The sequence below is a fragment of the Cetobacterium sp. genome (assembly GCF_051653945.1).
Taxonomy (GTDB): domain Bacteria; phylum Fusobacteriota; class Fusobacteriia; order Fusobacteriales; family Fusobacteriaceae; genus Cetobacterium_A.
In genome coordinates this window covers 1-11035 of record NZ_JBOFXD010000070.1, presented here as the reverse complement: position 1 = coordinate 11035, position 11035 = coordinate 1, and the positions used below count along the sequence as shown (strand labels likewise).

The 11035-nt window shown below is 28.2% G+C and carries 12 protein-coding genes and 2 riboswitches; of the genes, 8 read left to right on the top strand and 4 right to left on the bottom strand.

The window, feature by feature from the left end:
• Both ACRC8M_RS07650 and ACRC8M_RS07645 read right to left on the bottom strand, forming a co-directional pair.
• Positions 1–843 (bottom strand): histidine kinase dimerization/phospho-acceptor domain-containing protein (locus ACRC8M_RS07650; protein ID WP_438528597.1); only part of this gene is annotated, 843 nt, incomplete at its 3' end.
• A gap of 1 nt (position 844) precedes the next feature.
• The gene (locus ACRC8M_RS07645; protein ID WP_438528596.1) at positions 845–1522 is read right to left on the bottom strand and encodes a response regulator transcription factor; all 678 of its coding nucleotides are present in this window, start codon (positions 1520–1522) and stop codon (positions 845–847) included.
• Between the two features lie 198 nt (positions 1523–1720).
• Between ACRC8M_RS07645 and ACRC8M_RS07640 the strand changes: the two genes are divergently transcribed.
• From ACRC8M_RS07640 to ACRC8M_RS07620, 5 genes are read left to right on the top strand one after another with little or no spacing between them, the layout of a single operon-like run.
• Positions 1721–2422: a glycosyltransferase family 2 protein gene (locus ACRC8M_RS07640; protein WP_438528595.1), complete on the top strand. Its 702-nt coding sequence runs from the start codon at positions 1721–1723 to the stop codon at positions 2420–2422.
• A 2-nt stretch (positions 2423–2424) separates the two neighbouring features.
• Positions 2425–2691: a lipid-A-disaccharide synthase N-terminal domain-containing protein gene (locus tag ACRC8M_RS07635; RefSeq protein WP_438528594.1), complete on the top strand. Its 267-nt coding sequence runs from the start codon at positions 2425–2427 to the stop codon at positions 2689–2691.
• 16 nt (positions 2692–2707) lie between these two features.
• Positions 2708–3745: a GDP-mannose 4,6-dehydratase gene (locus tag ACRC8M_RS07630; RefSeq protein WP_438528593.1), complete on the top strand. Its 1038-nt coding sequence runs from the start codon at positions 2708–2710 to the stop codon at positions 3743–3745.
• A gap of 1 nt (position 3746) precedes the next feature.
• Positions 3747–5069, top strand: a complete 1323-nt coding sequence (locus tag ACRC8M_RS07625; protein WP_438528592.1) for a UDP-glucose dehydrogenase family protein — start codon at positions 3747–3749, stop codon at positions 5067–5069.
• Between the two features lie 16 nt (positions 5070–5085).
• Complete coding sequence (locus tag ACRC8M_RS07620) at positions 5086–6477, top strand: ArnT family glycosyltransferase (protein ID WP_438528591.1); 1392 nt, start codon at positions 5086–5088, stop codon at positions 6475–6477.
• A 34-nt stretch (positions 6478–6511) separates the two neighbouring features.
• Here the strand turns inward: ACRC8M_RS07620 and ACRC8M_RS07615 are convergent, their stop codons facing one another.
• Positions 6512–6853, bottom strand: a complete 342-nt coding sequence (locus ACRC8M_RS07615; RefSeq protein WP_438528590.1) for a zinc ribbon domain-containing protein YjdM — start codon at positions 6851–6853, stop codon at positions 6512–6514.
• A 95-nt stretch (positions 6854–6948) separates the two neighbouring features.
• Positions 6949–8193: a serine hydroxymethyltransferase gene (gene glyA / locus ACRC8M_RS07610; protein ID WP_438528589.1), complete on the bottom strand. Its 1245-nt coding sequence runs from the start codon at positions 8191–8193 to the stop codon at positions 6949–6951.
• Positions 8194–8317: 124 nt separating this feature from the next.
• Positions 8318–8415: riboswitch (purine riboswitch) on the top strand.
• Positions 8416–8474: 59 nt separating this feature from the next.
• Here glyA and ACRC8M_RS07605 point away from each other — a divergent pair.
• From ACRC8M_RS07605 to thiD, 3 genes are all read left to right on the top strand, one after another.
• On the top strand, positions 8475–9869 hold the full coding sequence (locus ACRC8M_RS07605; RefSeq protein ID WP_438528588.1) for an amidohydrolase: 1395 nt from the start codon (positions 8475–8477) through the stop codon (positions 9867–9869).
• An 87-nt stretch (positions 9870–9956) separates the two neighbouring features.
• Positions 9957–10571 (top strand): hypothetical protein, encoded by a 615-nt coding sequence (locus ACRC8M_RS07600; protein ID WP_438528587.1) that lies wholly within the window; start codon positions 9957–9959, stop codon positions 10569–10571.
• A 24-nt stretch (positions 10572–10595) separates the two neighbouring features.
• Positions 10596–10696, top strand: a riboswitch (TPP riboswitch).
• A gap of 90 nt (positions 10697–10786) precedes the next feature.
• The coding region (thiD, locus tag ACRC8M_RS07595; protein ID WP_438528586.1) for a bifunctional hydroxymethylpyrimidine kinase/phosphomethylpyrimidine kinase at positions 10787–11035 on the top strand (249 nt) is incomplete at its 3' end.

Below are 11035 nucleotides of genomic sequence, written 5' to 3'. Positions count from 1 at the left end.
CATACTTTTAGTTTCATCTTCGATAGATACCAAAGCTTCATTAAATATTTCAGGGTCTTTTTTACCCCAACGCTTAATCATATCTATGTAACCTCCTATTATAAAAAGAGGAGTTTTTAGCTCGTGTGATGAGTTGTGAACAAATTCAATCTGTTTCTTATTTTGTATATCAAGTCTTAATAACATATCTTCATATGAATCTAGGATGTTATCAAACTCTTTAAAATAGTTTGTAGGTTTTATAACTTTTAAATTTTCTAAAGTAATATTTGAATTAATATTTTCTAGTAAAGAAAGTTGTTTTTTAATTTTTTTTAATAATCTTGTAAAAGCAAATATAGAAATAATAATACAAATAGATAATCCAGATAAAAAAATGTAAATCATATCAAAGAAAAATTTTTTCTCTTCTCTTAAATTTTTTACAAGGATAACAGTATAAACTTCTCCCTCTTTGTTGATTAAGTCGTTTTTTAAGACCATATAATCATACCAATGAACATTTTTTACTTTATCTTCAACAGTGGCATCTAAAAGACGAGGATTTGTATTTTCTGTATAAACTAAATCTTTATACTTTATTGTTATTTCTAAATCGTCAAGAGCAGGATTTTCTACTCTGAAAAGTTGGTTAACTAAATCACCTGTAAAAATTTCCATAGACTTTGAATTAGCTTCTTCTAAGATTTCATATTTTAAAAATCCCATAGCATTTCTTAAGTACTGTTTGGATGAGTTAATTAAATATTTTCCAGTAATAGATAATGATAAGATTAAAACAACAGTAAATAAACAAATTAGTTGGAAATAACTTTTTTTTAAAGTACCTGAAAGAGTTTTCAAATTAATCCTCCTTTTTTAAAGAATAGCCAAATCCACGGATAGTTTTAATATATTTACTATCAGGATCAAGCTTTTTTCTAAGGGCTTTTATGTACATATCAATAATTTTACCATCCCCAAAATAATCATATCCCCAAACATTTTCTAAAATATTTTCTCTACTCAAAACTAAATTTTTATTAATCATCAAATAATGAAGAAGATTATATTCCGTTTTAGTCAAAGTTATTAGAGTATCATCTAAAAGAACTTCTTTTGTATTTAGATTAAGGGATATATTTTCAAATTTTAATATTTTTTTATCTGTAAAAGTTTGTTTATTTCTGAAAGTGACTCTCATTCTAGCTAAAAGTTCACCAATAATAAATGGTTTAGTGATGTAATCATCAGCTCCTAAATCTAAAAGAGTTATTTTACTAAAAATTTCATCTTTAGCAGTTAAAACAATAATTGGAATATTGGATTCGTTTCGGATTGTTTTGCAAACCTCCTCTCCACTTATATATGGAAGCATTAAATCAAGAAGAATAAGAGCATAGTTATTCTCTCTAAATAGTTTTAAACCATCATTTCCATCTACAGCTAAATCAATATTGTATCCTTCATGAACTAGTTCAAGTTCTAAGTATCTTCTAATTTTTGGATCATCTTCAATAATTAGTATATTCTTTTTTAACATGACCTCTCCTCCACCTTAATTTTTTAATAATTATATTATAAAACAAAAAAGTAAAAAAATGGTAAAAATTTGTCTAAAAAACTTGTTAATTAAGTAATTGTGGGGTATATATTGTAGCAGTATTTGTTTTATTTTAAAAAATTTACTAAAAATTTACTTTTAAACTTTATAATTAAAAAAAAACAAAAGGAGGCAGCAATGGAGATATCAGCAGTAATACCAGTTTACAATGAGAAAGACAACATTATTCCTATGGCAGAAAGAATTGAGGTGGCATTTAAAAAGGGGTTTAAAGAGTATGAAATTATTTTTATAAATGATGGAAGTACTGACGGAAGCCATGAACTTTTAAATAAATTAAGAGAAGAAAACAAAAATATAAAAGTTTATCATTTTACAAAAAATAATGGACAAAGTGCAGCGATAGATGCAGGGTTTCAAAAATCTCAAGGAGATTTGGTTTTAATGATGGATGGTGATCTCCAAACTGATCCAGAGGATGTATATAAACTTCTAGAATATATTCCAGAGTATGACGTAGTAAATGGAAGAAGAGCAACTAGAGAGGATGGCTTTAAAAGAAAGTTAGCATCAAAGATAGGAAATGGATTTAGAAATTTTGTGACAGGTGATAATATTCAAGATACAGGTTGTCCTTTAAAATTATTTAAAAAAGAAGTTGTAAAATCATATAAGTTGTTTAATGGAATGCATAGATTTTTACCAACTTTAGCAAAATATATGGGTTATAAAGTTACAGAAGTATCAGTAAGGCATTATGATAGATTACATGGAGAGTCAAAATATAGAGTTTTCGGGAGAGGATTTAAAGCTTTTAAAGATGTTTTTGCAGTTAGATGGATGAAAAATAGAATATTAAATTGGAAGATAGAGGAATAATTATGATGAGTTTAGAAAATTGGAATATTTTTTTAATTATTGGTTTTATTGGGCAGGGACTTTTTTCCATGAGATTTATTATTCAGTGGTTAGCTAGTGAAAAAGCTAAAAAGAGTGTTATCCCTTTCTCATTTTGGATATTTAGTTTATCAGGTAGTATTTTCTTATTAATTTATGCAGTATATAAAAAGGATCCAGTATTTATACTAGGACAAGCACCAAATGTATTGATTTATTCAAGAAATATATATTTAATAAAAAAAAAATAGAGGGGTTGAAAGATAGATGAAAATTATTGTAACAGGAGCAGCTGGATTTATAGGATCACATTTAGTAGAAAAATTGTTAAATTTAGGACATAGCGTAATTGGAATAGATAATTTTCATAATTTTTATTCAGAAGATATAAAAGTTAAGAATGTTTTGGAAAGTTTAAATAAAATTGAATATCTTGCAGAGATTTTATCAAGAGATACAAAAGAGAATAAAATACAGGCATTACTAGAAAAAGTAAATTTAGATAGTTATTCTTTAGAATATTGTGATTTAAAAAATATTGAAAGTTTAGACAAGATATTTAATGAAAATAAAATAGATATGGTTATAAATTTAGCAGGGTTAGCTGGAGTTAGACCATCTTTAGAGAATCCTTTAGAATATGAAAAAGTAAATGTAGGTGGATATTTAAACCTATTGGAGTGCTGTAAAAAATATGGAGTTAAAAAATTTATCCAAGCTTCTTCTAGTTCAGTTTATGGTAACAACAAAATAGTTCCTTTTAAAGAAACTGATGTGGTTGATTTTGCAATTTCACCATATGCTGCAACAAAAAAATCTTGTGAAGTTTTAGGGCATGTATATTTTAATTTGTATAAAATAGATACATTACAATTTAGGTTTTTTACAGTTTATGGGCCAAGACAAAGGCCAGATTTAGCTATTCACAAGTTTGTTGATAAAATTTTAAAAAATGAAGGGATTCCATTCTTTGGAGATGGAGAAACATATAGAGATTATACATATATTGACGATATAATTGATGGTGTTATAAAGGGTGTAAAATATTTGGAGAAGCATGAGAATGTTTATGAGATTGTTAATTTAGGGGAGTCAGATGCAATCTCTTTAAATAAAATGGTACAAACGATTGAAAAATGTCTAGATAAAGAGGCAGTGATAGAGAGATTACCAATGCAACCTGGAGATGTAAAAAGAACTTATGCAAATATAGATAAAGCTAAAGAACTTTTAGGATATAAACCAACTACAAAATTTGATGATGGAATTAATAAATTTGTAAAATGGTATTTAGGGGGAAAGTAAGATGAAAATAACTGTAATAGGAACTGGATATGTTGGACTTGTGCAAGGTGTAATTTTAAGCGAGTTCGGTCATAAGGTTATATGCTTAGATATAGATGAGAAAAAAATTAAAAACCTACAAAATGGGATACTTCCAATTTATGAACCAGGACTAAAAGATATTTTAGATAGAAATGTTTTAGAAGGAAGATTAAATTTTACAACGAATAAAGAAAATGCACTAAGAGATGCAGAGGTAATCTTTATAGCTGTAGGAACTCCTCCAGGAGATGATGGATCAGCGGATTTAACTTATGTATTACAGTGTGCAAAAGATATCGGTCAAAATATTAGTAAATATGCAGTTATAGTTAATAAATCAACTGTTCCTGTTGGAACAGGGGATCTTGTAGAGGAAGCTATTAAGAATGAATTAGTAAAAAGAAAAGTAAACTTAGAGTTTGATGTAGTTTCAAATCCTGAGTTCTTAAGAGAAGGAAAAGCTGTAAATGATTGCTTAAGACCTGATAGAGTTGTTATAGGAGCTGAAAGTAAAAAAGCGTTAGGAGTGATGAAGAAAATATATGATGTTTTATATATTAATAAAACCCCTTTTGTTTTTACAAATAGAAGAACATCAGAAATGATAAAATATGCATCGAATGCGTTTTTAGCTGTAAAAATATCTTTTATAAATGAGATGGCATTATTAGCTGAAAAAGTTGGGGCAAATACTCAAGAAATAGCTCAAGCAATGGGGATGGATGGTAGAATATCTCCAAAGTTTTTACATTGTGGACCTGGATATGGAGGATCATGTTTTCCAAAAGATACAAGAGCAATTGTTGAAATAGGAAAAGAATATGATGAAAATATGAGTGTTGTTGCTGCTGCAATATCTGCAAATGAAAAACAAAAGAAAAAAATGATAGATAAGATAATTAAAGAGATGAATGGTGTAGAGGAAAAAACTATATGTATATTGGGATTATCTTTTAAGCCAGATACAGATGATGTTAGAGATGCCCCAAGTTTAGATATAATTAAGGGATTAATAGAAAATGGTGCAAAAATAAAGGCTTACTGTCCTAAAGGTATAGAGGAAACAAAATGGAGATTAGAAAAATATAAAGATAGAATACAATATTGTAAAGATGAAGAGGAAGCTAGTGAAAAAGCGGATGCGGTAGTTTTAGTAACCGAATGGAATCAATTTAGAGGAATTAATTTAGAAGAATTAAAAGATAGAATGAAAGGTGAGTTTTATTTTGACCTTAGAAATGTTCATACTAAAAACTGCAAGGTGAGATTTTTATTTAAATACTATCCAGTGGGACAAAAATAAAAATTAAGGAGAGGGTATGAGATTTAAAGATGAGACATATAAAGAGAGATACAAACTATTTTTCATAGGTTATTTTGCTTTAATTGTAGGAATAACTTTTTTAAGATTTCCAGATATAAGAAATGAGTTAAAGTACTTTGTAATAACTGAACAAATGATAGAAACTAAAAACTTTATAATTCTTAAATATTTTACAGAACTTTACCCAGATAAACCACCAATTTATTTTTGGATATTAGGTTTAGTTAGATACATCAGTAGAGATAATTTTTATCCGATCTCTCTAATTATAGCAAATATTATTCCTGCAGGGATAACTGCTTTTTTAGGTTTTAAACTTTCTAAACTATATTGGAATGAAAAAATGGCATATATATCTACTGCTATTTTTATAACACTACCATATATATTTGGAGTATCGCTAGTGTTGAGAATGGATACTTTAATGACAACATTTATAATGGGGAGTATTTATCTTTTTTTCTCAACCTACTTAGATAAAAAAGAGATATCATTAAATAAGAGTATATATTTTTATAGCTGTATAGCTCTAGGAGTTTTAGTAAAGGGAGGAGCTGCTTTTATTATTCCTGTATTAACTATATTATTTTATTTGTATTTAGATAATAATTTGAGTTATCTAAAAAAAATGAGATTATTATTAGGATTAGGAATAATAGTAACTATTTTAGGGGTTTGGTTTATAATGATGTTAAGTTTTCCAGAGGGGAAAAGTTATATAGGATTAATATTAGGGCAAGAAACGTTGGGTAGAGTTGTTAAAGCAAAAACACATACTAGACCTATATATTACTATTTGAAACTTTTACCTTTAACAACATTGCCAATAGCACCATTTTTTATAGTAGGACTTTATAAAAACTTGGGGAATCTTAAAAATAGAAAAAAGTGGAAAAAAATTGATAAAATTGCATTTAGTTTATTTATTCCAAATTTGGTGTTTTTTAGTTCGATAAGTGGTAAATTGGATATTTATCTACTTCCTCTTTATTATGGGATAGTTATAATTTCATTGAGAACTATTGAAAAAATTTGGAGTGGAACGAAAGATAAAATTTATAAAATTTTATTATATTTAAATTGTGTAGTCCTTATTATTTGTGCAGGATTACTACCATATTACAATAAAAACTTTACTATAAAAGACAGTATAGAGATTTTAAAAGAAAATAGTGAAAAAGTTTACAGTTATCGATTTGAAGATGCTAAAAATATTTCTAATGAAATAAATAAAAATTCAATAGAAAATATACCTTTAGAGGATTTAAGTAAAATGAATGAAGGACAATTACTTTTAGTTAAAAAGAAATATAAAAAAGATATTTCTGATTTAAGTTTAGAGGAACTTTATTCAAATAAAGAGTATGTTATTTTAATTAAAAAGTAATAGAGATAAAAAATAAGGTCGTAGAAATACGACCTTAGATTTTTTTTACAAATTCAGATTTAAGTTTCATAGCCCCAATACCATCAATTCTACAATCGATGTTGTGATCGCCTTCAACTAATCTTATGTTTTTTACTTTAGTTCCAATTTTAACAACAGAAGAACTTCCTTTAATTTTTAAGTCTTTAATAACAGTGATTGTGTCACCATCAGCTAAAAGAGTCCCGTTAGCATCTTTTACAATAAGAGAGTCCTCTGAGTCCTCTTCAGTAGATTCCATTGACCATTCGTAAGCACACTCTGGGCAAACAAATAGGTTTCCATCCTCGTAAGTGTACTCTGAATTACACTTAGGACAATTAGGTAATTTTGTCATAATATTTTTCTCCATTCTATATAATAATACTTATATTATAAAACAAATTTGAAAAAATTTCAAGGAAACAAAATTTTATTAGTGTTATTTAATTTTTAATCCTTATATAAAGGGAATTTTTTACAAAGAGTTTTAATATCTTCAATGATATTTTTAAGAATCTCGTCATTATCACTATTTTGTAGAGCTTTAACGATTAGATTTCCTATTAAAATCATCTCCTCCTCTTTCATACCTCTTGTTGTTAAAGCAGGAGTACCAAGTCTGATTCCACTTGTAACAAAAGGACTTTTCGTATCATAAGGGATTCCATTTTTATTAACTGTTATATGAACTTTTTCTAGAATTTTTTCTGCATCTTTTCCAGTTATATCTAAATTTGTAAGGTCAACAAGAATAAGATGGTTATCAGTACCTCCACTAACAACTCTAACTCCATTTTCCATTAAAGTATCTGATAAAGTTTTAGCATTTTTAACAACTTGTTCTTGATATTTTTTAAATTCTGGAGAAAGAGCTTCTTTAAAGGCTACAGCTTTTCCCGCTATAATATGCATTAAAGGCCCCCCCTGAATACCAGGAAATATAATTTTATCAATTTTTTTAGCAATCTCTTCATCATTTGTTAAAATAAGTCCACCTCTAGGACCTCTAAGAGTTTTATGTGTTGTACTAGTAGTTATATGAGCATATGGAATTGGAGATGGATGTAGTCCAGCTGCAACAAGTCCAGCAATGTGAGCCATATCAACAACTAAATAAGCACCAACTTCATCAGCTATCTCTCTAAATTTTTTAAAATCAATAGTTCTAGGATAAGCACTTGCTCCAGCAATAATAAGTTTAGGATGATTTTCAAGAGCTAATTGTCTAATTTCATCATAATCAATTCTTTCATCATCTTTTTTTACACTGTATGATATAACTTTGTAGTCATTTCCAGAGAAATTGACATTTTTACCATGAGTTAAGTGACCACCATGATCAAGTCTCATTCCTAAAATACAATCTCCTAAGTCTATTAAACTTCTATAAGCTGCCATGTTAGCTTGAGAACCAGAATGCGCTTGAACATTTGCAAACTTTGAACCAAAAAGTTCTTTTGCTCTTTCAATAGCCAAAGTTTCAACAACATCTACAAACTCACATCCACCATAATAACGTTTATTTGGATATCCTTCGGCATATTTATTTGTCATAGCTGAACCAACAGCTTCCATTACACTTTTTGAAACAAAATTTTCCGAGGCAATAAGTTCTAAACCGTTTTCTTGTCTATCTAACTCTTTTTCAATAGCGTTGTAAACATCAATATCTGTATCTTTTAAAAATTTTAACATGAAACTACCTCCTATAAATTGCGTGGTATATTAATTATATACCATTAATGTGTAGAATTCTATATATAAAATTAATAAAATAAAAAAACTTTGATTTTATATTCAAATATGTTAGAATTATTTCGTGAAATATTTATTTAAAGCTTATATATATTTGGAATATGGCCAAAAGTTTCTACACCAAACCTTAAATTTGGTACTATAAGTAAAAGTAAATTGGGAGTTGGTTAACCCAGTAGGCTTTTGCTTACTGGGATTTTTTTATTTGGGAGGATTATTTAATGAAAAATTATTTAAAAGGTGCATTATTATTAGGAAGTTTATTTATAGTTGGGTGTAGTTCATTGGTTGAAAAAAAAGAGCAAGCTAATATAATAATAAAAAATGGAACTCTTTTAACAATGAATGAAAAAAGAGAGATTATAGAGAATGGAGTTATTGTTATAAAAAATAATAAAATAATCTCTGTAGGAAATGAGGATTTATTAAAAAAATATAGTGCTAACAAGGTTATAGATGCAGAGGATGGAATTATAATGCCTGGGATGATAAATACTCATACTCATGTATCAATGACTGTATTTAGATCTTTAGCAGATGATGTTCCAGATAGATTGAATAGATATATATTTCCTTTAGAAAATCAAATGGTAAGTCCAGAGATGTCATACATAGGAGCAAAGCACGGTGCTATGGAGATGGCTCTTGGGGGAGTTACGACTATGGTAGACATGTATCTATTTGAAGAGAGTGCTGCTCAAGCTGTTAAAGAGGTTGGATTAAGAGGAGTTATGACTCAAAATATAATTAAATATCCAACAGCAGATGGAAAAGAAAAAGGGGAAACACTAAATAGAGCAATCGCTTTTGTAGAAAAATATAAAAATGATGAGTTAATAACTCCAGGATTTGGACCACATGGGCCTCATACTGTAACTAAAGAGGAGTTATTAAAAATTAAGGAACTTTCAAAAAAATATAACGTGCCTGTTTCAATGCACGTAGCAGAAACTGATGGAGAGTTTGATAGAATAAAAAAAGAGTATAAGATGACACCTGTTGAGTATTTGGATTCGATAGGACTATTGAATGAAAGATTTATTGCAGCTCATAATATTTTTGTTACAGATAGTGATATAGAGCTAATGAAAAAAAGAGATGTAGGAATAGCTCATAATATGGTTGCTAACATCAAGTCTGCTAAAGGAATATCGCCAGCTTTAAAAATGCATGATATGGGAATGAGAGTAGGGCTTGGGACAGATGGACCTATGAGTGGAAATACTTTAGATATAATTGGACAGATGGGATATGTAGCAAAATTGCATAAATTGGACACAAAAGATAGATCAGCATTACCACCAAAAAAGGCTGTTGAAATGGCAACAATAGGTGGAGCAAGAGCCATTCATAGAGAAAATGAACTAGGAAGTTTAGAGGTTGGGAAGTTAGCTGATGTGGTGATAGTTGAAACACAATCAGTAAACATGAATCCAATATATGATCCATATTCAGCTTTAGTTTATTCAGCTAATGCAAGTAATGTGGATACTGTAATAGTAAATGGAAAATTAATAGTAGAAGATAAGAAAATAAAAACAGTAGATTCTAAAAAAGTAATAAAAGATATTGTTGAATTTAAAGAAAAAGTTCAAAAAGTTGCGGAAACTCTATAAAATTAGTCAAAATTATGATATAATAAACTCTACTTTTTAAAAAGTTATTAAACTATTTAAATATATAGGGAGGAAGCTAATCAGAGTATGCTAGAAAAATTTGTAATTTTAATTACGTTGTTGTATTCTACAGTCGTTTTTGGATATGAGGATACAAAAATTAGAGAGATTATAATAAGTGAAGTGTTGTCTCATGAAGGGGATAAACTTGTCAAAACACAAAAAGAACTTTCTAAGTATGGAATAAGAAATTTTTTATTAATTGATTATAATAAAAAATTTAATAAGAACTATGAAATAAAATCTCTCACAGAGGAACAGGCTAGAGAAATAGCTGAACATCTTTTAACAGAGTATCGATTAAATGAGATTAAACATTCATATTCACAAATGATGATATTTGATATATTTTTTAATGGTGGATATAATGCAGGAGCAGTTATAACTCAAAGGGCTTTGAAAAGATATAAACCATCAGAAAATGTAGTTGTAGATGGAGTTTTAGGGACCAAAACAATTGCTGTTATAAATTCAGTTCAAAATCATGATAGATTTATAGATCTTATAACAGAAGAGAGGATAAACTATTATAAAAGTTTAACAAGTTGGGAGCTATATGGAAAGGGTTGGGAAAAAAGAATTCTTTCGTACAGAACTAAACTAAAAGAAATGGCAACAGTTGACATTAGTAACAGAATATAGTATATTGTGTTTAAAAGAATAAAAAAAGTTTACTAGGGGAGCCACTAGGCTGAGAAGTTTTAAATAACTGACTCTTTGAACCTGATCTAGTTAATTCTAGCGTAGGGAAGTAGCAAAGTATAATATTTTTTAGTTAAAAGTATAACTAAAATTAATAATTTGGCTATCCCTAGATGGGATAGCTTTTTTTATGCAAAAATTCGAGGAGGTAAAAAATGAAAAAAGTTTTAACTATAGCAGGTTCTGATTCGTGTGGTGGTGCAGGAATTCAAGCTGACTTAAAAGCTATGAGTGCTAATGGTGTATATGGAATGAGTGTTATAACTGCAATTACAGCACAAAATAGTATGGGAGTTTTTGCAGTTCAAGAGGTAGATTTGGATATTATAAAAAAACAGATAGAAGTTTTGTATGAAGATATAGATATAAGTTCAGTAAAAGTAGGTATGTTATCTAGTAGTAAA

What these genes read in the sequence shown, in the direction of transcription:
- ACRC8M_RS07645 (WP_438528596.1), bottom strand. Translation starts at nt 1,522, where the DNA reads ATGTTAAAAAAGAATATACTAATTATTGAAGATGATCCAAAAATTAGA.
- ACRC8M_RS07640 (WP_438528595.1), top strand. Translation starts at nt 1,721, where the DNA reads ATGGAGATATCAGCAGTAATACCAGTTTACAATGAGAAAGACAACATT.
- ACRC8M_RS07635 (WP_438528594.1), top strand. Translation starts at nt 2,425, where the DNA reads ATGATGAGTTTAGAAAATTGGAATATTTTTTTAATTATTGGTTTTATT.
- ACRC8M_RS07630 (WP_438528593.1), top strand. Translation starts at nt 2,708, where the DNA reads ATGAAAATTATTGTAACAGGAGCAGCTGGATTTATAGGATCACATTTA.
- ACRC8M_RS07625 (WP_438528592.1), top strand. Translation starts at nt 3,747, where the DNA reads ATGAAAATAACTGTAATAGGAACTGGATATGTTGGACTTGTGCAAGGT.
- ACRC8M_RS07620 (WP_438528591.1), top strand. Translation starts at nt 5,086, where the DNA reads ATGAGATTTAAAGATGAGACATATAAAGAGAGATACAAACTATTTTTC.
- ACRC8M_RS07615 (WP_438528590.1), bottom strand. Translation starts at nt 6,853, where the DNA reads ATGACAAAATTACCTAATTGTCCTAAGTGTAATTCAGAGTACACTTAC.
- glyA (WP_438528589.1), bottom strand. Translation starts at nt 8,193, where the DNA reads ATGTTAAAATTTTTAAAAGATACAGATATTGATGTTTACAACGCTATT.
- ACRC8M_RS07605 (WP_438528588.1), top strand. Translation starts at nt 8,475, where the DNA reads ATGAAAAATTATTTAAAAGGTGCATTATTATTAGGAAGTTTATTTATA.
- ACRC8M_RS07600 (WP_438528587.1), top strand. Translation starts at nt 9,957, where the DNA reads ATGCTAGAAAAATTTGTAATTTTAATTACGTTGTTGTATTCTACAGTC.